Origin of the sequence: Erwinia typographi, from assembly GCF_000773975.1 — a bacterium.
GTDB classification, from domain to species: Bacteria; Pseudomonadota; Gammaproteobacteria; order Enterobacterales; family Enterobacteriaceae; genus Erwinia; species Erwinia typographi.
This window is the reverse complement of record NZ_JRUQ01000041.1, coordinates 109,930-135,060: the sequence shown is the minus strand read 5'-3', so window position 1 is coordinate 135,060 and position 25,131 is coordinate 109,930. Positions and strand designations below refer to the sequence as shown.

18 protein-coding genes and 1 pseudogene are annotated in these 25,131 nt (G+C 56.0%); 7 read left to right on the top strand and 12 right to left on the bottom strand.

The window, feature by feature from the left end:
- Positions 1-114: 114 nt before the first annotated feature.
- Complete coding sequence (locus NG99_RS14875; RefSeq protein WP_034894395.1) at positions 115-636, top strand: GNAT family N-acetyltransferase; 522 nt, start codon at positions 115-117, stop codon at positions 634-636.
- A 2-nt stretch (positions 637-638) separates the two neighbouring features.
- Here the strand turns inward: NG99_RS14875 and NG99_RS30225 are convergent, their stop codons facing one another.
- The 5 genes from NG99_RS30225 to NG99_RS14855 form a co-directional block, all read right to left on the bottom strand.
- Positions 639-773, bottom strand: a complete 135-nt coding sequence (locus tag NG99_RS30225) for a hypothetical protein (protein WP_269745685.1) — start codon at positions 771-773, stop codon at positions 639-641.
- A 46-nt stretch (positions 774-819) separates the two neighbouring features.
- Positions 820-2,409: a methyl-accepting chemotaxis protein gene (locus tag NG99_RS27630; RefSeq protein WP_052130726.1), complete on the bottom strand. Its 1,590-nt coding sequence runs from the start codon at positions 2,407-2,409 to the stop codon at positions 820-822.
- A 234-nt stretch (positions 2,410-2,643) separates the two neighbouring features.
- Positions 2,644-3,960, bottom strand: coding sequence for a c-type cytochrome (locus NG99_RS14865; RefSeq protein ID WP_034894392.1), 1,317 nt, complete (start codon positions 3,958-3,960; stop codon positions 2,644-2,646).
- An 8-nt stretch (positions 3,961-3,968) separates the two neighbouring features.
- A complete protein-coding gene (locus tag NG99_RS14860; RefSeq protein ID WP_034894389.1) occupies positions 3,969-5,750 on the bottom strand; it encodes a GMC family oxidoreductase in 1,782 nt (593 codons plus the stop codon).
- Positions 5,751-5,752: 2 nt separating this feature from the next.
- A complete protein-coding gene (locus NG99_RS14855; protein WP_034894386.1) occupies positions 5,753-6,490 on the bottom strand; it encodes a gluconate 2-dehydrogenase subunit 3 family protein in 738 nt (245 codons plus the stop codon).
- A gap of 275 nt (positions 6,491-6,765) precedes the next feature.
- On the opposite strand from NG99_RS14855, the gene NG99_RS14850 reads away from it, so the two are divergent.
- Entirely contained in the window at positions 6,766-8,178 is a 1,413-nt protein-coding gene (locus NG99_RS14850; protein WP_034894383.1) for an MFS transporter, read from the top strand.
- A gap of 52 nt (positions 8,179-8,230) precedes the next feature.
- Here NG99_RS14850 and NG99_RS14845 read toward each other — a convergent pair whose 3' ends face one another.
- Positions 8,231-10,825, bottom strand: coding sequence for a sensor domain-containing protein (locus NG99_RS14845; protein ID WP_052130725.1), 2,595 nt, complete (start codon positions 10,823-10,825; stop codon positions 8,231-8,233).
- 331 nt (positions 10,826-11,156) lie between these two features.
- Here NG99_RS14845 and sbmA point away from each other — a divergent pair, with 331 nt between their 5' ends.
- Positions 11,157-12,386, top strand: a complete 1,230-nt coding sequence (gene sbmA / locus NG99_RS14840; RefSeq protein WP_034894380.1) for a peptide antibiotic transporter SbmA — start codon at positions 11,157-11,159, stop codon at positions 12,384-12,386.
- A gap of 28 nt (positions 12,387-12,414) precedes the next feature.
- On the opposite strand, the gene NG99_RS14835 is transcribed toward sbmA, so the two are convergent.
- From NG99_RS14835 to gltP, 3 genes are all read right to left on the bottom strand, one after another.
- Positions 12,415-14,058, bottom strand: a complete 1,644-nt coding sequence (locus tag NG99_RS14835; RefSeq protein WP_034894376.1) for a dihydroxyacetone kinase subunit DhaK — start codon at positions 14,056-14,058, stop codon at positions 12,415-12,417.
- Between the two features lie 415 nt (positions 14,059-14,473).
- Positions 14,474-16,018 carry a methyl-accepting chemotaxis protein gene (locus NG99_RS14830; RefSeq protein ID WP_034894374.1) on the bottom strand — a complete coding sequence of 515 codons (1,545 nt, stop codon included), beginning with the start codon at positions 16,016-16,018 and terminating at the stop codon, positions 14,474-14,476.
- Between the two features lie 306 nt (positions 16,019-16,324).
- Positions 16,325-17,626 carry a glutamate/aspartate:proton symporter GltP gene (gene gltP, locus NG99_RS14825; protein WP_034894372.1) on the bottom strand — a complete coding sequence of 434 codons (1,302 nt, stop codon included), beginning with the start codon at positions 17,624-17,626 and terminating at the stop codon, positions 16,325-16,327.
- 534 nt (positions 17,627-18,160) lie between these two features.
- Between gltP and acs the strand changes: the two genes are divergently transcribed.
- From acs to actP, 3 genes are all read left to right on the top strand, one after another.
- Positions 18,161-20,116: an acetate--CoA ligase gene (acs, locus tag NG99_RS14820; RefSeq protein WP_034894369.1), complete on the top strand. Its 1,956-nt coding sequence runs from the start codon at positions 18,161-18,163 to the stop codon at positions 20,114-20,116.
- A gap of 165 nt (positions 20,117-20,281) precedes the next feature.
- Positions 20,282-20,593, top strand: coding sequence for a DUF485 domain-containing protein (locus tag NG99_RS14815; RefSeq protein ID WP_034894366.1), 312 nt, complete (start codon positions 20,282-20,284; stop codon positions 20,591-20,593).
- Positions 20,590-22,248, top strand: a complete 1,659-nt coding sequence (actP, locus tag NG99_RS14810) for a cation/acetate symporter ActP (protein ID WP_034894363.1) — start codon at positions 20,590-20,592, stop codon at positions 22,246-22,248. The genes NG99_RS14815 and actP overlap by 4 nt, the downstream gene beginning before the upstream one ends.
- 37 nt (positions 22,249-22,285) lie before the next feature.
- On the opposite strand, the gene NG99_RS14805 is transcribed toward actP, so the two are convergent.
- The 3 genes and pseudogenes from NG99_RS14805 to NG99_RS14795 form a co-directional block, all read right to left on the bottom strand.
- Positions 22,286-22,831 (bottom strand): YfaZ family outer membrane protein, encoded by a 546-nt coding sequence (locus NG99_RS14805; protein ID WP_034894360.1) that lies wholly within the window; start codon positions 22,829-22,831, stop codon positions 22,286-22,288.
- 145 nt (positions 22,832-22,976) lie between these two features.
- Positions 22,977-23,675 (bottom strand): annotated as a pseudogene (locus NG99_RS14800) (LrgB family protein).
- Entirely contained in the window at positions 23,668-24,096 is a 429-nt protein-coding gene (locus NG99_RS14795; protein ID WP_034894358.1) for a CidA/LrgA family protein, read from the bottom strand. Before NG99_RS14795 ends, NG99_RS14800 begins: the two are co-directional and overlap by 8 nt.
- 100 nt (positions 24,097-24,196) lie before the next feature.
- On the opposite strand from NG99_RS14795, the gene NG99_RS14790 reads away from it, so the two are divergent.
- A complete protein-coding gene (locus NG99_RS14790) occupies positions 24,197-25,111 on the top strand; it encodes a LysR family transcriptional regulator (protein WP_034894355.1) in 915 nt (304 codons plus the stop codon).
- Positions 25,112-25,131: the final 20 nt, after the last annotated feature.

Genomic DNA, 25,131 nt, shown 5'->3' with positions numbered 1-25,131 from the left:
CACATAAAGCCATCATTGTTCCCATAATGAAACAATTGTTGCGAAATTGGCCCGCCCGGCGAACTTTACCGGCGGCTGGCCCACTCATTTTTGTGCCATTAAGCGGGAGCGACTATGCAGCTGACTTTTTTTGATGAGCGGGATACGACGGTGCTGAGAAGCTGGTTTCCTTCTCAGCAGGCGGTGGTTCAGTGGGCGGGTCCCGGCGTAGCCTGGCCGCTCACCGACGGCTTTCTTGCTACGCTGCTGAATTCCGCCAGCCAGCAGCCCGCCACCCTGCTGACGTTTACCGCGCGACAAGAGGGACAGCAGGTTGCCGTGGCGCAGTTAGGCTTTGACTGGGATAACCATCTCGCCTGCCTGTGCCGGGTGGTGGTTAATCCGCAGATGCGCGGCCAGGGGCTGGCTGAGCAGATGCTACAGCGGCTGATTGATAACGCCTTCCGCCAGCCGCCGATCGAACGAATTGAGCTTCAGGTTTATCCATTTAACGGCGCAGCAGTCAGGACCTATGAAAAGCTAGGGTTTGTCCGTGAAGGGGTAAGGCGTGCGTGCGTAGCGGTGGGCGAGGAGCGTTGGGACAGCGCTTTTTACGGCTTACTGCGCACGGAGTACTCCGCGCGCAGCGCCGCCTGAAATCAGAAAGCAATCAGTCGTTCAGCTTTCAGCCTGGCAAACAGCGCGTTAAAGCCATCGCGAATATACTGATAACCGGTAAAGCCAGCCTTGCGACTCTTGCTGATATCGGCTTCCCTCAGGCTGAACTGCTTCACTGATTATGCTGAATCGGCAACGTCTGCAGGCATTAGTTCATCACGGTCAGACTGCCTTGTTGCTAACGACTCTCCTTGTGCTTCGGGCACTGATGGCCTTAACGGATCCATGCTTTTTTTCGCCGGTGAGTCTGAAGGAATAGACCTGTCCCATTAACTGCTGGGCTTGCTCGTGAAGGCTCGACGAGGCTTCGGCGGTTTGCTCGACCAGCGCCGTGTTTTGCAAAGTCACGTTATCGATGGTGTTCATGCCCTCCGAGACGTGATCGATCACCCTGCGCTGCTCCTCCGCCGCGGTTTTAATCTCCTCGATCAGTTGGGAAACTTCCGTGACGGAATCCGTGGAGTTTTTGATCTTCTGATTGGTTTCCGTGACCAGCTGCACGCCGTTGGAAATTTCTGACGTTGTCTGAATGATAAGATTGCGAATACCCTGGGCCGCGGTGGCGCTGCGCTGCGCCAGGTTGCGGATCTCACTGGCTACTACTGCAAACCCACGCCCCCATTCGCCCGCACGGGCAGCTTCCACGGCAGCATTGATCGCCAGAATATTCGTCTGGCTGGCAATACTGGTGATGATACTGTTAATTTCCGAAATGGACTTGGAGCTTTCCTGAATAGTGTTCATCAGGATACGGGTTTCTTCAGCCGCTTCGCCCCCTTCCAGCGCCATTTTCCTGGCGCTGAAGGCCAGGTCATGAGCTTTATTGGCATTATCCGTATTCTGTTTAACCGTCATTTTAATCTGTTCCATGCTGGCAACAGTTTCATGCATCGCTTCCGTATTGGAAGAGAGTTTCAGGTTGCCGCTGGCAATCGCATCGGCACCCGAAGTGATATTTTCCGCACTGGTACGAACCTGAGAAATAAGCTTTATCAGGTTATTCTGCATGTTTTTCAGCCCGCGAATGGTCACGCCTATTTCGTTGGCCGCCCCATCATCAATATTCGCGCTCAGGTTCCCTTCGCCAAGCTCATTAAGATGCTGGTTGACCACATTCAGACGATCGATAATCTGCCTGCGCATCCAGACCCGCGTTAAGATGAACACTACAACGGTAAAAATGATGGAGGCGACAGCGATAAGGTAGCCATGGAACACAGAGCGTTCAATTTCTTCATTAATTCTGATCTTCTCTGCATCGTTTATTTTTGAGTACTCTTTTACCCCAGTCCAAAAAGGCCCAGACGCATAGCCTAAATTCAGATCGGTTGACAATCCATCTTTTAACTTCAGTACCTTATCAGCCACCACATTCAGATAGACGATAAGCGCTTCCTGCGTTTTTTCAGAAATCGCCTGCGAATTTAGCGAGACTTTTTTTGTCTGCACCCAATGTGAAATGATTTCGCGGGACTCACTGGAAAGACGATTGATTGCCTCGTCCATTTTTTGATCGAAGTTGTTATTTGCTGACTTATCATAAGCGATATAATTAAGAATAGCGCTGATATCGTAGACTTTTACAATAATTGAGGCCAGCTTATCTTTTTCCTCATCTAACTGCTGCACGTTAAAATGAAGGTTTTGCGATTTATAGAGGGTAAAGGTAGAGGATGCCGTTATTGAGATAATCAACAAAAGGAAGAGCAACAGAATGGCCTGTATCACTGCACTTATCTTAAAACTAAACATTTAAACCACCTTTATATAAATATTTTAATAACAACTATAACCTTCATCCATAAGGTTAAAAGTAAAGTATTTTTCACCCACATTATATATACGGTTGATTCTTCATTAAGATAAGCGGCGGGGTCCCAGCGGTCTTAAGAAGGGCAGACTGGCTTAATTCACTCCGTCCAGCACCCCCTTATTCAGGCAAAAAAATGGCCGGAATATCCGGCCATACAGTCATGTCGCTAACGGTTACTTCTCTTGCATTAGCTTTTCAACGCTGACACTGCCCGTCTGCGCTGGCAGCGTTTTGCGAACCTTCGCCACGTCGCTGTCGCTGACCTGCGTTTTGGCCGTATTGCCCCAGCTGGTACGGATAAAGTTCACCACGTCGGCCACCTGTCGATCGTTAAGACGCCAGCCGAAGGCAGGCATAGTGATGCTGGAAGGCGCGCCCTTCACGCCAGGCAGCATGGCGCCGCTGAGCACGATGTGAATTAGCGAGGTTGGGTCTTGTGCCTGCACCACCGCGTTACCGCGCAGCTGCGGGAAGAAGCGCTGATAGCCGCTGCCGTCCGTTTTGTGGCAGGCGGCGCAGCTATCCACGTAGACCGAAGCCCCGGGCTTGCTGTCGTCCCCCTGCCATAGCGCTTTCGCTACCGCGTCATCCGGCTTATAGCCCACCTGGTTAGGGTCCCTTGCTCCCAGCGACTTCAGATAGCGCGCAATCGCCGTGGCATCCTCTTTGCTGAGATATTGCAGGCTGTGTTCGACTACCTCGGTCATGCCGCCGAAGACGGCAGTTTGATCGTTGCGGCCCGTACGCAGGAACTGCACCAGATCGTCCTCGCTCCAGCGGCCTAAGCCGTCTCGGTTATCGCCGCGCAGGTTGCTGGCTGTCCAGCCGTCAATCGGCGCGTTGCTGCCGGAGAGGTAGTCGCTGCCTTCTCGGTTGTTCAGCGCCTTTTCCTGCATGGTCAGACTGCGCGGCGTATGGCACGCGCCGCAGTGACCAAGCCCCTCGACCAGATACTGGCCGCGCGCCAGCACCGGGTCCTGACCTTTAACCGGCTGGAAGGCCGCCACGTCCGGAGCAAACAGGCCGCGCCAGATTGCCAGCGGCCAGCGCATTGACAGCGGCCACGGAATATCACTCGGCCTGTTAACCTGCTCTACCGGCTGCACGCCGTGCATAAACCAGGCATACATCGCCCGCATATCGTCATCGCTGACTACCGCATAAGAAGGATAAGGCATCGCCGGATAGAGCGTGTCGCCATTTTTCGCCACGCCATGACGCACGGCCTTTTGGAAGTCGTCATAACTGTAGTCGCCAATGCCGGTTTTTTTATCCGGCGTGATGTTAGTGGAATAAATAGCGCCAATCGGCGTGTCCATCGACAGGCCGCCGGCAAAGGGCTGGCCGCCGGCTTTGGTGTGACAGGCCACGCAGTCACCGGCTCGCGCCAGATATTCGCCGCGCCTGAGCTGCTCAGCGCCGTTATCGTCCGCCAACGCGATAAAGCTCGCCATGCCCAGTAACAGGGCGGGAAGGGTCATTTTCATCATGGTTGTCCTTACGCCTGCACCAACGGACCTGGATTTTTCAGGTACTGTTCACGAATCGCCTTAGCTGACCAGTAGGTCAGCGCCGCCACCATGCCGGTTGGGTTATAGCCCAGCCCTTGTGGGAAAGCGGAAGCGCCAGGGACAAACACGTTAGGGACATCCCAGCTTTGCAGATAGCGGTTTACCGCGCTGGTTTGCGGATCTTCGCCCATGATCGCGCCGCCGTTCATATGGGTAGTTTGATAAACGGTAGTGTCGAAATGCGTACCCTGCTGTTTTGGCGAGCCGCTAATCAGCTGAGGGTTCATTGCCTCAGCGATTTTGTGCATCCGTTCGTGCATGAACTGCGACATTTTGATGTCGTTATCCTGCCAGTCGAAGGTCATCCTCAGCAGCGGCTGCCCAAACGCATCCTTGTAGTTGGGATCCAGATCGAGATAGTTATTGCGGTAGGACTGGTGCGCGCCGTGGGCATCCATCGAAACGTGGTGCGTATAGCGATCGGCGACGGCGGCTTTCCACTTGCTGCCCCAGTTTGGCGTGCCGGGAGGCGTAGGCAGGCCAGAAATCGGCTTCACGCCCGCCTGGTTGACCCAGAACGGCGATCCGCCAACGAAACCATATTTGCCATGATCGAAGTTATCCGCGTTGAAGTCATCCACGCCAACGCCCGCCCCGCCTGCACCGATAAAGTTATTGGTGAAAACGTCCTTATCGAAGAACGCTTTGATGGTGGAGATGTTCTGGTAGGCAAAGTTACGGCCTACGGTGCCTTCATTGGTCAGCGGATTGTAAGGCTTGCCAATGCCGGAAAGCAGCATCAGATGCACGTTGTGGAACTGAAACGCTGAGAGGATCACCAGATCCGCTGGCTGCACAATCTGGCGGCCCAACGCGTCGACATAGGTCACGCCGGTGGCGCGCTTTTTGTCAGCGGTCAGGTTCACCCGCAGCACGTTAGCGTTATCACGCAGCTCAAATTTCGCCTCCTGACGCAGCGCAGGCAGCACGTTAACGTTTGGTGAGGCCTTTGAATACATGTAGCAGGCATAGCCGCTACAGTAGCCGCAGAAGTTGCACGGCCCCATCTGCGCGCCGTAGGTGTTGGTATACGGGCCGGAGGTATTGGCGGAAGGCAGATCGTAAGGATGATAGCCCACCGACTCCGCCGCCTGGGCAAACAGCTGCGCCGAGAAGGTGCGCTTTTGCGCGGGCAGCGGAAATTTATCAGAACGGTCCGGCGCAAACGGGTTGCCTTTGCCCTGCCCCACGATTTTTCCTTTCACGCTCCACGCCGAACCGGAGGTGCCGAAGACTTTCTCTGCCTTATCGAAGAAGGGTTCCAGCTCATCATAAGTGACGCCGAAGTCCTGAATCGTCATCCCTGCCGGAATAAAATTTTTGCCATAGCGCTCTTCGTAGTGGCTGCGCATTCGCAGTTCAGTCGGGTCTACGCGAAAATGCACGCCTGACCAGTGCAGACCAGCACCGCCGGTGCCAGTACCGGGCAGGAACGCCGCCAGCTGGCGATAGGGTTGCGCGGTCTGCGCTGAGTTATGACGAATGGTGACGGTGCTTTTTGACAGGTCCTGAAACAGCTTTTTACGGATGTTATAGGTCAGCTCATCAATAACCTGCGGATAAGCGCCGTCGGGATAGGTATCGCGATGCGGGCCACGCTCCAGCGCGACCACGTTCAGACCGGCCTCGGTCAGCTCTTTAGCCATGATCGATCCCGCCCAGCCGAAGCCCACGATCACCGCATCGACTTTTTTCATTTCGTTTGCCATGGTTACGCTCTTTCCCCACCAATCGATACCGGTGGGAACGGATAGCGCTCGCCACGTTCCACCCAGTCCATAAAGTCCGCGCGAGCTCCGGGGAAGTTAATCAGCTTCCAGCCGACCATGCCCTGATTGCCGCCGTGGATGGGATCGCTGAAGAACCCTTCGCGGGTGTTTTGCAGCAGGTAAGAGAAGAAGACCTTTGCCGGGACCTGCCTGAACGCCACGCTGCCTGCCTCAAATGCCTGAAGCAGCGCGTCCTGCTGCTCCCCGCTCAGCGTGGCGAAGACGCTACCGTGCCGGGCTTTTGCTACGGCATCGGCATCTTCCAGCCCTAAGCGATAGATCTGACGAGGCACCAGCGGGTACTGATAGCCCAGCTCTTTATCGGCATCAGGATGGAAGGGGCCCTGCATATACCAGTTGGCGCCGACGGCGTAGGGCGTATTCATCTGGCGATCGATATATTCCGCCACGCCAGCTTCCAGCGCGCCGGGACCGCGTTCGTCCGCCGGGATCAGGCGGGAAACGGCAGCCTGTATAAAGGCATATTCTTCAGGAGTGAACCAGGTTGGCTGGTAATCTCGCGCTTTTTGCGGGCCCGCCGGAGCCGTCTCTTTAGCCGTGGCCGGGGCAGCGACGGTCAGCGCGCCTATCCCGGTACTGCCCATCGCCACGGCCGGAGCCAGGGTGATGGTCTTCAGCAGAAAGTCCCTGCGGGAGCTTCCTTTATTCTCTTTCGACATGACATTGCCTTATCAAAATTACGCCTGGTGCTCTGGCTTAATGTTTCACGGTTGCTTGCAGTATTTTTTTTGAACGGGACAGAGAAATGCGGTTGCCGGCTCAATGTTACCGGTAACAAAACCGGGGAGTTTAGCAGGTCTTTTAGCAAAAATTTAGCGAGGAGAAACAAAATGGCACAAATTCATTAACAACAGCGGCATAAGGATATACAAATCCTGACACAAACCCTTAGGATGGAGGATGACAACACCGCGACATCAAGAGAAAAAAAATAATGAGTGAAGTGAGTTCGACAGGGACGCTGCCGCCCGTGCAAACATTTAATAACCATAAGCTTTCCGATCGTATTGACGCGTTACCCCCTTCTGCCGGGCTATGGCGTTTTATTGCCCTGCTGTCGCTGGGCGGCTTCTTCGAACTTTACGATCTCTTCCAGACGGGCTACATCAGCTCGGGACTGGTAGCAGAAAACATTTTTCACCTTGGCAGCCTTGGCGTGTTTGGCGTTTCTGACCAGGCCGCCTTTGCCTCTTCCACCTTTCTTGGCCTGTTCCTCGGGGCAAGCCTGCTGGCACCCTATGCAGATCGCTTTGGTCGCCGGCTGACCTTTATGTGCGCGCTGGCGTGGTACGGCGGCTTTTCGCTGATCATGGCTTTCCAACATCACGCGGAGGGGATCATCTTCTGTCGTTTTCTCGTCGGCGTCGGGCTGGGGATTGAGCTGGTTACTATCGATACCTACCTGACGGAATCCGTGCCCAGCTATCTGCGCAGTAAAGCGTTTGCTTTTGCCTTCTTCGTCCAGTTTCTCTCGGTTCCGGCGGTGGCGCTGATGTCGTGGTGGCTGGTGCCGCAGACGATCCTCGGGCTGACCGGCTGGCGCTGGGTGGTGATTGCCGGGGCGATGTGTTCGCTGGTGATTTGGTTTATTCGTAAAAATCTGCCTGAGTCTCCGCGCTGGCTGGCGCAACAGGGCCGCCATCAGGAAGCCCATCGGGGCGTCACGGCGATGGAGATCCGCTGCGGTAAGTCCAGCACGGAACCGGCCCCGGAGCAGATTGAAACCGGCGAAATCATTGAGAAAAAAGGACGCTTTCGCGACATCTGGCGGCCGGAGTATCGCCAGCGCACGCTGATGCTGGTGGTGATGAACATCTTCCAGGCGATTGGCTTTTTCGGCTTCGGCAACTGGCTACCGGCGCTGCTTTCCGGGAAAGGGGCCAGCATCACCCACAGCCTGCTGTACGCTTTTTTCATTACCCTCGCCTATCCGCTTGGCTCGCTGATTTGCAGTCGCTACGCGGACAAGATTGAGAATAAATGGCAGATCGTCCTCTCTTCGTTAATGACCGTGGTGTTTGGCACGCTGTTCGCTTTGCAAAGCAGTCCGGTGCTGCTTATCCTCTGCGGATTCTGCATTACTTACTCCAACGCCTGGCTGACCTACAGCTATCATGCCTATCAGACCGAAGTTTTTCCGACGTTTATTCGCGCACGCGCCGTGGGCTTCTGTTACTCGTTCAGCCGTCTCTCTACCGTCTTCAGCAGCATTATTATCGGCATGATTTTGCAGGTGGCGGGCGCACAGGGCGTGATTGCGTTTATCGTGATCAGTATGCTGATTGTGATGCTGGTGATTGGCATTTTTGGACCGAAGACGCGCGGCCTCGATCCTGAGCAGGTATAACGATTCAGCGTGCCGGTACGACCTTTAGCTTAAGGCCGTACCGGCTCCGGCGCTATTTTTCCGGTGGCAAATCCTGAGCCAGGTTCTGGTCTGCCGTCCTGTCAGGTAGCGCGGGGGGTTGCGGCAAAGCCAGCGGTATTTCGTTCCAGTTCTCCGCAGCGTTTTCCATCAGTTGCCCTGAGGGACCAAACACCTTCAGGCGGGTCTCCGGCGGCTGCGGTCGCCCAAAGTAGTAGCCCTGGAATAGCGTACAGCCCTCGCTTTTCAACTGCTCATACTGCTCGATGCTCTCCACGCCTTCGGCAGTGATCTGAATATCCAGACTGCGGCTCATCCCGGTGATCGCCCTGATGATAGCCAGCGCTTCGCGACTGTCCTTCATATCATTAACGAATGACTTATCAATTTTGATTTTGTCGAACGGGAAGGAGCGCAAATAGCTAAGCGATGAGTAGCCGGTGCCAAAATCATCCAGCGCGATACGGACGCCGAGCGCCTTTAACTTTTGCAGCGTGCTGATATTCACCTGGGTGTTATCCAGCAGCACGGACTCGGTAATCTCTACCTCAAGGCGATGCGGCGCCAGCCCGGACTCCTTCAGCGCGGCCTCCACCACCGAGACCAGCGAGCTGTTTTTAAACTGTAGCGGCGAAAGGTTTACCGCCACGGTCTGATGAGCCGGCCACCCGGCCGCCTCGCGGCAGGCTTCATACAGCGCCAGGGCGCCAAGGCTGTGAATCAGCCCGGTTTCTTCGGCAATCGGGATAAAGTCCATCGGCATAATCAGCCCTTTCACCGGATGATGCCAGCGCATCAGCGCCTCATAACCGATGATTTCACGGCCCTGATTATTGGTGATCGGCTGATAGTAAAGCCTGAGGTGATTGTTAGTAATCGCCTCGCGCAGGTCGCTTTCAATCATCCTGCGCAGTTTGGCCGCTTCACCCATTTCGGCAGAGAAGTGCTCAAAGCGATTACGTCCGTTGCGCTTGGCTTCATACAGCGCCATATCAGCGCAGCGCAGCAGCTGCTCCGGGGTGGATAACTCGCTGCCGCCAATGGCAATGCCGATGCTCAGGCCGACGGAGAGGCTGTGGCCGTCAACGTTGAAAGACTGCCGGGTGACATCAATCAGGCGGCTGGCTATCGCATTGGCTTCGTCCTGATACGTCAGGCCGGGTAGCACAATAGAGAACTCATCTCCCCCGCTGCGAGCCAGCGTATCCGCATCGCGCAGCACGCCGCGCAGGCGGCTGGCGACGGCGCGCAGCAGATCGTCTCCGACCTGGTGGCCGAGGGCATCGTTAACGTTTTTGAAATTGTCGAGATCCAGACCTAAGGTAGCCGTCAGCTTGCCTGCTTCGCGGTCGGCACGGAGCGCCTCATTCAGGCGCTGGCTGAAGAGCACGCGGTTAGGCAGTCCGGTCAGGTTGTCATGATGCGCCATATGATGGATACGCGCGTCGGCAGCGCGCTGGTCGGTCACATCATCGGCAATCAGCAGCACATAGTTGGTCAGGGCATCGTTGCCGCGAATAATCGAGGAGGTAGCAGCAATGATCCGATCGCCAGCGTCGGTGTTTAACAGCCGCTCATTTTTATGCAGCCCTTCGTTACGCTGGGCTGCCGTGGAGAGCTGCTCAAAATAGTCACCCATCTCCACCGTCAGGCATTCATTCAGCTTTTTACCGCTGATCTGTTTTTGCGTCAGCCCAAACAGCTGCTCCGCCTTGTTGTTCATCAACAGAATTTCACGCGAAACGACGTCTTCCACGATCACTGAGGAAGGGATGTTAGCGATGATGGTATCGAGAAATTTCGACAGCGAGGCCAGTTTAATGCTGTGCTGTTCGGCCAGATCCTTCGCGTGCAGGATCTGCTGCTCGTATGCACGCATCTCGGTACAGTCGCGGGTGATTTTGGCAAAGCCCAGCAGCCGCCCCTCATCGTTGTAAATGGCGTCGATAACCACATTGGCCCAGAACGCGCTACCGTCTTTACGATAGCGCCACCCCTGGTCAGCAAAGCGCCCGACGCTACGGGCCTGTCCAAGATTAGCCTCCGGCAGCCCCGCAAGGCGATCCTCCTCGCTGTAGAAACAGGAGAAGTGCTTACCGACGATCTCATCCGCAGTGTAACCTTTTGCCCGATGAGCGCCCGCATTCCAGTTCACCACCCGCCCTTGCGGGTCCAGCATATAGATAGCGTAGTCGGTCACGCCTTCCACCAGCAGACGGAAAACCTGTTCCCGTTCGCGCTGCTCATCCAGCAGCTTCTGCTGTTCAGTGCAGTCGCGGGTAATGTTGGCAAAGCCAATCAGCGAGCCATCGTCTGCACGCACGGCATCAATGATTACGTGGGCCAGGTAAGCGCTGCCGTCTTTGCGATAACGCCAGCTTGTACTCTCATAGCGACCGGTCAGCCGGGTGGTATCCAGCGCCTGCTGCGGCAGCCCTTTCGCACGATCTTCTTCGCTATAAAAAAGGGCAAAGTTTTTGCCGACGATTTCGTCCGTAAGATAGCCTGTAGTCAGCTGCGCGCCAGCATTCCAGCTGGCTACTGTACCGTCAGGCTTAAGCAGATAAATGGCATAATCAACGACGCTCTGTACCAACATTTGGTACATCTCCTTACTATTTTCTATCATGTTCTGTTCGCCTGGTTGCTGAGGGTTTTATCGGTTTTCGCTAATAAAATCCCCGGCATTCAACTGCGTCAGGACCTGACGCCAATCGGCTCAACGCTGCATGTTGCAGCAGACTGCCTGTTTTTTTTTAAGAAAATTCTTGTTAGCTATAAACTGAAAGGCCTCGTTATTTCAAGAGATTTCCTTTTCAGTCAGAGGCTTCTTGCTTGTTTATCGGCATTGTTTAAATAATACCCAGCATTTATTTGCGCTGACACTTATCGAAACATCCACGGTAAGATTGTTCACAGTAAAAAGAGTTATAAAAAGAGCACATTACCCTGGAGTCATTATGTTTAAATCTTTTTTCCCCCGACCGGGGGTGTTTTTTGGCAGTGTCGTGCTCTGGAGTGCGCTGGCCATTTTGGTGTGGTTTGCCGGAGCCAGCAACTGGATAACTCACTTTTCCGCCTTTGCGGACGGCGCTAATCAGCCGCTGCCCAATAACGCCTGGCGCTTTGTCGCTCCCTCCGCACTGGCCTTCTACGCTTACTATCTGGTGGTGGTGGTGCTCTTTTACGCCTTCTGGGCGATAGTCAGCCCGCACCCCTGGCAGCGCTGGTCCGTGCTTGGCTCATCGCTGATTATCTTCGCTACGTGGTTTTCGGTACAGGTTGGCGTGGCGGTCAATGCCTGGTATGAACCCTTCTACGATCTTATCCAGCGCGCAATGTCGCATCCCAATACGGTAAAAATAGAGACCTTTTACGCGCAAACTCAGGGTTTTCTGAGCATCGCGATGATTGCGGTGGTCATAAATGTGATGAGTATGTTTTTTGTCAGCCACTATATCTTCCGCTGGCGTACGGCGATGAACAACTACTATATGGAACACTGGCCCGAATTGCGGGGGATTGAGGGTGCCGCGCAGCGTGTGCAGGAGGATACCATGCGCTTCTCCTCTACGCTGGAAGATATGGGCACCAGCTTTATCAACGCAATTATGACGCTGATTGCCTTTCTGCCGGTGCTGGTTGCGCTGTCGGTCCACGTTAAAACCGTGCCGATTCTGGGTAGCATTCCCTATGCGCTGGTGATTGCCGCGGTGCTGTGGTCACTGCTGGGCACCGGAATGCTGGCGGCGATTGGCATTAAATTACCGGGCCTGGAGTTTCGCAACCAGCGGGTCGAGGCCGCCTATCGTAAAGAGCTGGTGTACGGCGAGGACGATCCGCATCGCGCCCGTCCTCCCACCGTACGTGAACTGTTCGCTAACGTGCGTAAGAACTATTTCCGGCTCTATTTCCACTATTTGTACTTCAACATCGCCCGCATCCTCTACCTTCAGCTGGACGCGGTGTTCAGCCTGTTTGTGCTGTTTCCGTCGATTGTTACCGGCGCGATCACCCTCGGACTGATGACGCAAATCACCAACGTCTTCGATCAGGTGCGCAGCTCGTTCCAGTATCTGATTAACTCCTGGACCACGCTGGTTGAGCTGATGTCGATCTACAAACGTCTGCGCAGCTTCGAACGCACGCTGAACAGCCTGCCGGACCACCAGGACGTGACGGTCGAGTAAACCGGCGCCCGCGAGCAGGTTTTTGCCCTCAGCCCTTAGCCAGCGCCGCAAAAACCTGCTCTACCGCATAGGCCCCCGGATCTTTTACGCCGTTCAGGCTGTCCTCATTGAGATATGATGAACGCCCGGCCCTGGCCGACGACATTTTCGTTGTCTTATCGGCTCCTTTCTTCGCCGCCGTTGCTACGCTGCTCAGCTTTTTACCGGCAACCAGCGCCTCAAAAGCGGGATGCAGCGCATCGATCATCGTACGGTGACCAGGCCTTGCGCCGCCGTAATGCTGCATCCTGTCCAGTCCCCAGCTCAGCGCTTTCGCCAGCGGCTCGCCCTCTTCCAGCTTCTGCCCGGCAGCGGTGAACATAATCGACATCAGAACGCCGCTTGAACCGCCCATCACCACCGCCAGCTGTTCGCCTATCAGCGTTAACAAAGCGGAGGTCTCGTTCAACGGCAGCGTTTTCGCTTTCAGCTCCTTCAGCACCTTGCCCGCTCCGGCGGCAAAGGTCGATCCGGTATCGCCATCGCCCACCTTCGCATCCAGCTTATTCAGCTCGCTTTCCAGCCCAACCAGCGTGGTGCAAATTGTTTTGACAACGGCCGCCACGCCAGCATTCTCTGAAGGCTTCGCCTGCTTCGCTGCGGCCACTTTTTTGCCCTTCACTGACTTCAGGGCTTTCACCTTCACCGCCGCCTGCCAGCCGCTGACTTCAACCGGCGACAGCAGCGCTTCTTCCAGAGAAGGCGTCAGCAGCAGCGTTGACAGCGAGAACCCTTTCATATCGAGCGCGCTGACCAGGGTTGCCGGGCCAATCAGCTGCTTCACGGACTTCCCTAGCGCGGAGTTCAGCGTTTCACGGGTTAACACCGCCATCTCAAGCTCAGAAAAACCGCCCAGATTGTTGATCAGCAGCGCCACTTTTTTACCTTCGGGACGATGTTCCGCCAGCTTTTCAGTCAGCACGCGAACGATTTCCCGGCTGTTCTGCGTTTTCAGCGTGGAAGCGCCAGGCTCGCCGTGGATACCCATTCCCAGCTCGCTCAGTCCCTCTTTCAGCCGATCGTCGCGTTTTTCGCCGGGCACATGACAAGTCGAAAAAGCGAGACCGATGCTGGAAGTCGCCTCAATGGCTTTGGTAGCCAGCGCGGTGACCTCTTTCAGCGATTTCCCCTGCGCGGCGGCAAAGCCAGCCACCTTGTGGATTAGCGCCGTACCGGCAATGCCGCGTGGCTGGGGGTTGTCCGGCAGCGAAATATCATCGGTTACCATCACCAGCTCGACCCTGAACCCCAGCTTTTTAGCCTTCTCGGCCGCCAGCCCAAAATTGAGCCGATCGCCGGTATAATTTTTCACGATCAGCAGGCAGCCCTTCTCCCCGGTCACATTCACAATAGCGCTCAGTACCGCTTCAACACTGGGAGAAGCAAAGATATCACCGCAAACGGCAGCGGTTAGCATTCCTTTGCCGACAAAGCCCACATGCGCAGGTTCATGGCCCGATCCTCCGCCGGAAATCAGGGCGACCTGTGATTTGTCCCAGTCATTGCGCACCACGACGCGAATGTCCGGGCCAACGTCCAGCTGGCAGAGATTGTGAAAGGGGCTGGCAAGCAGCGTGCCTTCAATCGCTTCGTTGACGAGGTCGCTTTTCTTATTCATAAAAAACTGACTCATGACGCTTCTCTCTCTGATGTTGACAGGGTTGAGGGGAAAGGGAGCTAAGTGACTAACTGTAGCTGAATTATTCAGGCGAGCGGGGCGAAAAGAGCGGATTGTAACGGGCGGATGAGCCAGAAAATATCTCGTGAAGGGGCAAAAAGGACCAATGTCCATTACCAGAACAGCTCAACCATAATTCCTGAGATTTCGTTGCAGACGGAAGAATAGCTTGTCGCTGACGGTATTTTCCATTAAAAAAGAGACGTGCGTATTGCGGTTTCAATAATCAACAATAACAACCCCGCTCACAGCCAACGCCTTTAGTTTGATCACGCCAATGCCAGGGCTTTAAGAAAGCAGACCGCAAGGTCTGCTCTTTTTTTGCACGTCAATAACGGAAAAGCTGCGCCTGGCAACCTCGGCAGGCAAACTAGCGGAACACGCTGATCGCTTCCACCAGACGAGTGGCCTGACGAGCCATGCGCCCGGATGCCTGCGCGCCCTCTTCCACACGAGCGGCGTTTTGCTGGGTAATGTTGTCCAGCTCTTCCACCGCCTGGCTGATTTCGCTCAGCGCCGTGGCCTGCTCGTAGGTGGCAGCGCTGATTTCACCGATCAGCGAAGTCACGTTCTGCACCTGCAACACAATGTCTTCCATCGTCTTCCCGGCATCGATAACGCGATCGCTACCCAGCCCAACCTTGCTGACACTATTCTCCACCAGGCCTTTGATTTCACTGGCGGCTTTGGCGCTACGCTGCGCGAGGCTGCGAACTTCCCCCGCCACGACCGCGAACCCTTTTCCCTGCTCGCCCGCCCTGGCCGCCTCAACCGCCGCATTCAGCGCCAGAATATTGGTCTGGAAGGCAATACTGTCTATCACGCTGGTAATGCTGGCTATTCTTTGCGAACTGTCGGCAATTTCGGCCATCATGGCGACCATTTCATTCATCGCCCTACCGCCCTGAGTCGCCACGTCACGGGTGCTTTTCGACAGTGAATTTACCTGCTGAGCGGTTTCGGTATTGCTCTTCACCGTGGCGGTCATCTCGTTCATCGTCGCAGCCGTCTGCTGCACGTTCGCGGCGGCCTGCTCCGTCCTGCGGCTCAGCTCATTGTTGCCCTGAGCGATAGCATCGCTGGCGCTCAGTACGGTAATCGCCTGACCGCTGACATCATCCACCAGCCAGCGAAACATCAGCCCCAGCTGACCAATGGCCCGCAGCGTCGTACCCACTTCATCCACGCGATCCATCTGATCGACCTTGTGGCTGGCGCCGGTCGCTACCCGCAGCGCCTGCTGGCACATGCGCTCGATCGGCCGCGAGATTTGCTGCTCAAGCCACGCCGAGGCCAGCATTAGCAACACCGCCATCACCACGCTGAACATCGCCAGCGGCTGGCCCGGTAAACCCAGTGCCGCCACGCCGGCTATTGTGAGCGGGAGCAGAGCCAGCAGCGCGGTACGAATCCGCCAGCGAAGAGAGAGGGTTTTAAAGAGGGAGGTCCAGCGCATCATGCCGGTTCTGACCAGCAGTCCCTTGTGGAAACGCCAGCCTTTACGCTTGCCAGCGCGAAAATCACCGTACAACTTCTCGGCTTCCTGCACCTCCTGCACGGCTGGCCGGGTGCGCACGGACATATACCCCTGCACTTTCCCTTCCCGAACCACCGGAATTGCGTTGGCGCGCACCCAATAATGGTCACCGTTCTTACGGCGGTTTTTAACCAGCGCTGTCCAGGGTTCGCCCTGTTTTAGGGTGGCCCACATGTCGGCAAACGCCTCCGGCGGCATATCGGGATGGCGCACCATATTGTGCGGCTGGCCGTTAATCTCTTCCGGCGTAAAGCCGCTGGCCTCAATAAATGCATCGTTAGCGTAGGTAATGCGGCTGCTGGTATCGGTGGTTGACATCAGGGTCGCCCGATCGTCAAACGCATACTCTTGCTGTGTAACGGGTAAATTTGTGCGCATGGGTAAAGATCCTTGGGGCTGCTGCCAGGATTGGGCTTAAGAGAATGAGTTATGATTTTTTATATTTTCGGCGGGATTTGAGTGAACTTTAGCGGCGTAATGTAAATATCGCGCGCCGGAAGAAAAAGCATGAAGAGCAAGGCTGGAGCGGGACGCCGGAAATTGTACCGGTTCCATTTTGCTGTATAACCTCAGGCTGGCTAAGCCATTATTATCAAGCCTTGTTTTAGTATAGTAGAGAGATCTCTTTCTCGTCTGAGAACGATGCTGGCAGCGAGTCTCCCCGCCGCCAGCATCCGGCTGCGATCAGCTTGCTGAAGCCACTCTCTTCATTTTTGCTTCGTATGCCACTGCCTGCTTAGCATCGAACTGGTTCTCCCACTTGGCGACGACCAGCACTGCCAGCGCATTACCGACCACGTTCAGCGCAGTACGCGCCATGTCCATGATGCGGTCAACGCCAGCGATAAAGGCCAGCCCTTCGAGTGGAATACCTACGCTGCCCAGCGTCGCCAGCAGCACCACAAAGGAGACGCCCGGTACGCCGGCAATGCCTTTAGAGGTGACCATCAGCGTCAGCACCAGCACGATTTCCTGACCAAGGGACAGGTCAATGCCGTACAGCTGGGCAATAAAGATTGCGGCGATGCTCTGGTACAGCGTTGAACCATCCAGATTGAAGGAGTAGCCCGTAGGCACCACAAAGCTGGTGATAGATTTCGGCGCGCCGTAGGCTTCCATCTTCTCCATGATGCGCGGCAGCACGGTTTCCGAACTTGACGTGGAGTAAGAGAGGATCAGCTCATCTTTCAGGATGCGCATCAGCGTGGTGATTCGCAAACCGCACAGGCGAGCCACCGCGCCCAGGATCACAAAGGCAAAGAACAGAATGGCGGCGTAGACGAGGATAACCAGCTTAGCCAGCGGCCACAGCGAGGCAAAGCCGAAGTTGGCGATGGTCACCGCAATCAGCGCAAACACCCCAACCGGCGCGTAGCGCATGATCATATGCGTGACTTTAAACATCGCTTCCGAGGTGGAGCGAAACACCTTCAGCAGAGGATCGCGATGTTCCGCTGGCAGGGAAGAGAGCCCCAGGCCAAACAGAACCGAGAAGAAGATAATCGGCAGCATCTCGCCTTTGGCGATGGCGGCGAAAATATTCTGCGGGATCAGCGACAGAATAGTCGTCACCAGGCTATGCGCCTCCCCTTGTACCTGAGCGGTGGTAGCTTCATATTTAGAGATGTCCACCGTTGCCAGCGTCGACATATCAATGCCGTAGCCAGGTTGAAACACGTTCGCCAGGGTAATGCCTACCACGATGGCAATGGTGGTAATCACTTCAAAGTAGACGATGGTTTTCACACCAATCCGCCCGAGTTTTTTCGCATCGCCTACGCCGGCAATGCCCACAATCAGGGTGGAGATCACAATAGGCACTACGATCATTTTGATCAGGTGAATAAAGATATCTCCAGCCGGGCTAAGAATGTTAGTGATTAACCATTCGCGCTCAGAGGGCTGGTTATGCAATATGGCTCCGACGACGATCCCCAGTACTAACGCCGTCAATATTTGCCAGGCAAGGCTGAATTTTACTTTCATAACTTGTCTTTTTCCTTAACAAAACCCGATCTCCGCAGGTGAAGGGCGGAATGAATCACTCTCAAGGGGAGTAAGGCCGAAGTCGGCTAATTCGCGGATAATGGATGGTTGAAACCTGAATTTCAGGCGGGTGATAAGTACCATTTTCAGTGGACTAAATGCAACCCTAAGCAACATATGGCCAGGTTATGACCAGGCTGCAGGATAAAGCTCTGTTCTCACCAACTCCGTAATAACCCTTTGTTATAATTGGCAATGTTTCGGCATTTTTTTTGCATACCTATGCAAAACCGGCGGTTATCCTGAAATAATCAACGGTTTCAGTTGTCTACTTTTCATTCGACCCATTTCTCCCTTTCGCCGGTTTGGTGGCCGTAGAATGAGATTAGTTCCCTCTTCAGGAAGGCTATTTTTCACGTTTTCATTACCTTTCGTTATGACGTGATCTGTGGCGCAAAAAGCAAACAAATTTTCCCGGCTCGCTTCAATTAACCTTTGATTGACATATCATTAACATCTTCAAGGAGATTAGCCATGAGCCAACAACATCGTCATCCCGTTCCCGCCAATATTGCGGAAAGTACCCTGATTAATGCACAACAGTATCAGTCGATGTATCAGCAGTCCGTGCAGGACCCCGATGCGTTCTGGGGTGAGCAAGGGAAAATCCTTGACTGGATCAAACCCTATAACACGGTGAAGAACACCTCGTTCGCGCCGGGTAACATCAATATTCGTTGGTATGAAGACGGCACGCTGAACCTCGCGGCTAACTGCCTGGATCGCCATCTGCACAGCCGTGGCGACCATCCCGCCATTATCTGGGAAGGTGATGACGCCAGCGAAAGCAAAACGCTGACCTATCGCGAATTGCATCGTGAAGTATGCCGCTTCGCGAACGTGCTGATCGAACTGGGCGTCAAGAAAGGCGACGTGGTGGCTATTTACATGCCGATGGTGCCCGAAGCGGCCGTGGCCATGCTCGCCTGCGCGCGCATTGGCGCGGTACATTCTGTGATCTTTGGCGGCTTCTCGCCGGAAGCGGTGGCCGGGCGCATTATCGACTCCAACGCCAGGCTGGTGATTACCGCCGACGAGGGCGTACGGGCCGGTCGGAACATTCCCTTAAAGAAAAATGTCGATGACGCGCTGGCTAACCCCGGCGTGAAATCAATTACTAATGTGGTGGTGTTCCGCCGCACGGGGAAAGAGACTGGCTGGGAAAACGGCCGCGATCTGTGGTGGCATGAGCTGGTGAACAAAGCCAGCGCTCACCACCAGCCCGAAGAAATGAATGCGGAAGACCCGCTGTTTATCCTTTACACCTCCGGCTCGACCGGCAAGCCGAAAGGGGTGCTGCACACTACCGGCGGCTACCTGGTCTATGCCGCGACCACCTTCAAGTATGTCTTCGATTATCATCCTGAGGACGTTTACTGGTGTACCGCTGACGTGGGCTGGATCACCGGGCACAGCTATCTGCTTTACGGCCCGCTGACCTGCGGAGCCACCACGCTGATGTTTGAAGGCGTGCCGAACTGGCCGAAGCCGAGCCGGATGGCGGAAGTGGTGGATAAACATAAGGTTTCCATCCTTTACACCGCGCCTACGGCTATCCGTGCGCTGATGGCCGAAGGCGATAAAGCAATCGAAGGCACTGACCGCTCCAGCCTGCGCATCATGGGCTCGGTCGGCGAACCGATTAACCCGGAAGCCTGGGAGTGGTACTACAACAAAATTGGCGACGGCCGCTGCCCGATAGTCGATACCTGGTGGCAGACCGAAACCGGCGGCTTTATGATCACCCCGCTGCCGGGTGCGACCGAGCTAAAAGCAGGTTCCGCTACCAGACCGTTCTTTGGCGTACAGCCAGCCCTGGTGGATAACGACGGCAATGCTCAGGAAGGCGCCTGCGAAGGCAACCTGGTGATTGTTGATTCCTGGCCCGGTCAGGCGCGCACGCTGTTCGGCGATCACGACCGCTTCGAGCAGACCTACTTCTCCACCTTTAAAAATATGTACTTCAGCGGCGACGGCGCCCGTCGTGACGAGGACGGCTACTACTGGATCACCGGACGCGTTGACGACGTGCTCAACGTTTCAGGCCACCGCCTGGGCACCGCCGAAATTGAGTCGGCGCTGGTCTCCCACCCGAAAATTGCCGAAGCGGCCGTGGTCGGCATTCCGCATAGCCTGAAGGGCCAGGCGATTTATGCCTACATCACGCTGAACAGCGGCGAAGAGCCATCGCCGGAGCTTTACACCGAGGTGCGTAACTGGGTGCGCAAGGAGATAGGCCCGATTGCCACGCCGGACGTGCTGCACTGGACGGACTCGCTGCCAAAAACCCGCTCAGGCAAAATCATGCGCCGCATCCTGCGCAAAATTGCCTCCGGCGACACCAGCAACCTGGGCGATACCTCTACTCTCGCCGATCCTGGCGTGGTGGAAAAACTGCTCGAAGAAAAACAGTCAATTAAGATGCCATAACGGCGTCAGCGCTCCTCCGTATTACTGCTTTACCCCCCTCCGTCCTCAGGAGGGGGATTATAACGATAAAGCCTTGTGGTATCCCGGCTGGTCGCGAGATGCAGTCCGCAAGTGCGCAATAGAGAGCCGTTAACGGCTCTCAACCTTACCTCTGGAGACTCTGTGATGAATGACGTTATTTATCAACGGATAGAGAAGAGCGCGCGCTTTAAGGAACTGGTCAGAAAGCGCCAGGCCTTTGCTCTTCTGCTCACCGTGATCATGCTCATCCTTTACGTGGGCTTTATTCTGCTCATCGCCTTCGCGCCCGGCTGGCTGGGTACGCCGCTTCACGCCGGAACCAGCGTCACCCGTGGCATCCCGATCGGCGTGGGGCTGATTGTCATCTCTTTCCTGCTGACCGGCGTCTACGTCTGGCGCGCCAACGGCGAATTTGACCGTTTAACCCGTGAGCTGTTGAATGAGGTGAAAGCATGAAGCGTCTTCTCTCAATGGTTAGCCTGACTTCGCTGCTGCCCTTCTCAGCGCTGGCGGCGGATGCTATTACCGGCGCGGTGCAAAAGCAGCCGACCAATTACGAAGCGATCGTAATGTTTATTATCTTCGTGGCCGCCACGCTCGGCATTACCTGGTGGGCCTCGAAGCGAACCCGCTCCCGCAGTGACTACTACACGGCGGGCGGCAATATCACCGGCTTCCAGAACGGCCTGGCGATGGCGGGAGACTTTATGTCCGCCGCCTCTTTCCTCGGGATTTCCGCGCTGGTCTATACCTCAGGCTACGATGGCCTGATCTATTCGCTCGGTTTTCTGGTCGGCTGGCCGATCATTCTGTTTCTGATTGCCGAACGGCTGCGTAACCTGGGGCGCTACACCTTTGCCGACGTGGCGTCATACCGCCTGAAACAGATGCCGATTCGCACTCTTTCGGCCTGCGGCTCGCTGGTGGTGGTGGCTCTTTACCTGATTGCTCAGATGGTCGGCGCGGGCAAGCTCATCCAGCTGCTGTTTGGGCTGGATTATCATGTTGCCGTGGTGCTGGTCGGGATTCTGATGGTGCTCTATGTCCTGTTTGGCGGTATGCTCGCCACCACCTGGGTGCAGATCATCAAAGCCGTGCTGCTGCTGTTTGGCGCGTCATTTATGGCGATTATGGTGATGAAGAACGTCGGCTTCAGCTTCAACACCCTGTTCAGCCAGGCGATGGCCGTCCACCCGAAAGGCGTTGAAATCATGCGCCCCGGCGGTCTGGTCCACGATCCGATCTCAGCGCTGTCGCTGGGGCTGGGGCTGATGTTCGGCACCGCTGGCCTGCCGCATATTCTGATGCGCTTCTTCACCGTTAGCGACGCCCGCGAGGCGCGAAAAAGCGTGTTCTACGCTACCGGCTTTATGGGCTATTTCTACTTCCTGACCTTCATCATTGGCTTTGGCGCTATTCTGCTGGTGGGATCCAATCCGGCCTTCAAGGACGCCAGCGGCCTGCTGATCGGCGGCAACAATATGGCGGCCGTGCATCTGGCTGATGCGGTAGGCGGAAGCCTGTTCCTCGGCTTTATCTCTGCCGTTGCCTTCGCCACCATTCTGGCGGTGGTGGCGGGACTGACGCTGGCCGGAGCATCGGCGGTATCGCACGATTTGTATGCCAGCGTGTTCCGCAAAGGTCAGGCAACTGAACGGCAGGAGCTGAAGGTGTCCAAAATCACCGTGGTGGTGCTGGGTTTCGTGGCCATCGCGCTGGGCATTCTGTTCGAGAAGCAGAATATCGCCTTTATGGTTGGGCTGGCGTTCTCAATCGCCGCCAGCTGTAACTTCCCGATTATCCTGCTGTCGATGTACTGGTCGAAGCTGACCACCCGCGGCGCGATGATCGGCGGCTGGCTGGGGCTGCTGACGGCGGTTGTACTGATGGTGCTTGGCCCGACGATCTGGGTGCAGGTATTGGGTAATGCAAAACCGATCTATCCGTATGAGTACCCGGCCCTGTTCTCCATGCTGGCGGCGTTTATCGGCACCTGGCTGTTCTCGGTGACCGACCATTCGGCGTCGGGCGAGCAGGAGCGACAGCGCTTCCAGGCACAGTTTGTTCGTTCACAGACGGGCATCGGGATTGAGGGTGGTAAGGCGCACTAACAGGATGAAGGGCGGATCGAACGATCCGCCCTGCGCATCAGAAATGAACTGAAGCGCCGATATAGGGACCGTCGGCAATCACGTTGTCTTTGCGACCGTCTTTGCCATTCATGGTCATGTATTTATAGCCCACCCGCACATCCACCAGTGAAACAGGCTGGAAGCTGACGCCGCCACTCGCTTCCTGATAGTTGTCGATATGGCTGGAGAAAGCGTCCGGAGAGTAGTAATACTCGCCAAACACGTTAAACAGGCTGGTCACCGGCACCTTCACGCCGCCACCGACCGCTACGGCATAGCCATCTTTGCTGTCCGTTGGGTTGGTAGACATCACTTTCGCGCCAGGGGTCAGGAACACATCGCCAATCGCGATGTTGTAGCCCAGCCCCAGGCTTTCTACGTTGCCGTCATGATCGCTGCGCAGCCAGTCGCCCGACAGGGCGAAGCCCGGAGAGTCTGTACCCAGGCCGACGCGTAGGTGGGTGTAATCCTGACCGACGTCAACGCCGCCATCGATTGCCTGCGCGGACCCAGCCAGCGCCAGAAGCGCCAGTGCGCCTGCGGTAGTTGCCACTGCTTTCATTTTTTATTCTCCTGATGATGTTACTCACGCCTTGTTCCGGCGGCTTCGCAGAGTAAACCAACTGCCAGCTGAATAATATGAGACAGCGCGTCAACAGCTCAGAATTTAGTTAACATTACAAACCGTGGGTAACAGGATGTGTCGCTCACACCGTTACCCACATCAAATGGCCGATAGCCGGGGCAATCACCACCGTTACGACGCCTGAAAGCATCATCACCAGGCTCGACACCACGCCCTATTCCTGGCCGATTTCATACGCGCGCGCGGTCCCGGCTCCGTGAGAAGCCGCCCCGAACCCAGCGCCCTTCGCCATCCCCTGTTTTACCGCCAGACGGATAAACAGCAGGTCGCCCACCGCCATGCCAAACACGCCGGTGATCACCACAAACAGCGCCACCAGATCTGGCTGCCCGCCGAGCTGTTTGGCCGCCGCCAGGGCAAAGGGCGTGGTGATGGAGCGCACGGCAAGGCTACGCTGGATCTCCTCCGGCAGCGCCATTAAGCGCGCCAGCCAGACGGAGCTGAACACCGCCACGGCGGTTACGGTAAGCACGCCCGCCGTCAGGGACATCCAGTGACGACGGATAATCGCCATGTTTTCATAGACCGGCACCGCAAAGGCCAGCGTGGCCGGGCCGAGCAGCCAGAGCAGCCAGTGGCTTTCGCCAATATAGTCCTGCCATGAAATATGGGTCACCAGCAGCAGCGCCACCAGCACCATCGGCGTCATCACCAGCGGCATCAGCAGCAGTCTGTGCCAGCGCCGATAGAGCCGTTTGTTAAGGAAGTAGACGCAAAGCGTGGCAATCAGGCAGAGCAGGCTGAGGGCAAAATCATTCATCACGGTTCCCCTGTTTCCGCTTTGCCAGCCAGATCTCAAAGCGATAAACGCGCTCGACGACCAGCGCAGTGGCGGCCAGCACCAGCAGCGTGCTGATGCCGATAACCAGCATGATGCGCCAGCCCTCCACCCGCAGAAGCTGCGAGTAATTGATCACCGCCACCACCGCCGGAACAAAGAACAGCAGCATTTCAGCCAGCAGCCAGCGCGACCCGGCTTTCACCCAGCCCAGCGGCAAAACCCGCAGCATAATCAGCGCCAGCAGCAGCAACATGCCGACGATGTTGGCCGGCAGCGGCAGGTGAAATCCGTCGACCAACAGCTGAGCCAGTAAAAAGAACGCAATATAAAGGACAACCTGTACTGGAACCTGAACACGTTGCAGCCAGCCCGTTCTTCGCGGACGTAATGCTAACGCCATGACGACATCTCCCCAAATAGTGTAGCCCTAGTATAAATCGGTAACAAAGAGTGAAAAAAATGACTTAATATTATTAAAACTATGCCTTACAGGAATGTTTATGGACGTCCGAGCCCTGCGTTATTTCGTCGAAGTGGTCCGCCAGCAAAGCTTTACCCGGGCGGCAGAGCAGCTGTTTGTTACTCAGCCCACCATCAGCAAGATGTTGCGCCAGCTGGAAGATGAGCTGGGCTGTACGCTGCTGATTCGTGAGGGCCGCAAGCTCCATCTGACTGATACCGGGCAGGCGGTCTATCAGCGCGGACTGACCATCCTCCAGGAGTTTAAGCAGCTGGAAGCCGAGATCAGCGATATCAATGACTTAAAAACCGGTGAGCTGCGACTGGGCATCCCGCCGATGGTGGGGATGCAGATCGCGGGGTCGATTTCCGCCTTTCGCCATCGCTACCCCGGCGTGGAGCTGAAGATTTCAGAGTTTGGCGGCTTAACGGTGCAGCAGGCGGTCCTCTCCGGCGCGCTGGATATTGCCATGACGGCACTGCCGGTGGCGGAAGACCTGCCGCTGAATGCTCTGCCGTTAATGAGCCACCCGCTGTGCGTGCTGGTGCCGCGCACTACCGAGTGGCTGCGGCGGTCGCATATTCCGATTGCCGAGCTGGCCGGACATCCGATCCTGATTTATAACGAAGAGTTTTCACTGAACCGACAGCTGATGCGTGCTTTCCAGGCCAGCGGCTTTGCGCCGCAGATTGCGGTGCGCAGCGGCCAGTGGGATTTTCTGGCAGCAATGGTTCAGGCCGGGATGGGCATAGCGATCCTGCCTGAGCCGATTTGCCAGCGGCTGGATAAGAGTCACCTGCTGTGGCTGCCGCTGGAGTCCGATCTGGTGTGGAAGCTGGGGTTGATCTGGCGGGAGGGGAGCTATCTGTCGAAAAGCGCCCAGGCATGGATAGCCTGCTGCCGTGAATTCTGGCCTGGCGAAGCGCCGAGGTTATCGGTCGGCTCCCGAACCTGAGGGCCCTGACAGCGCTCACA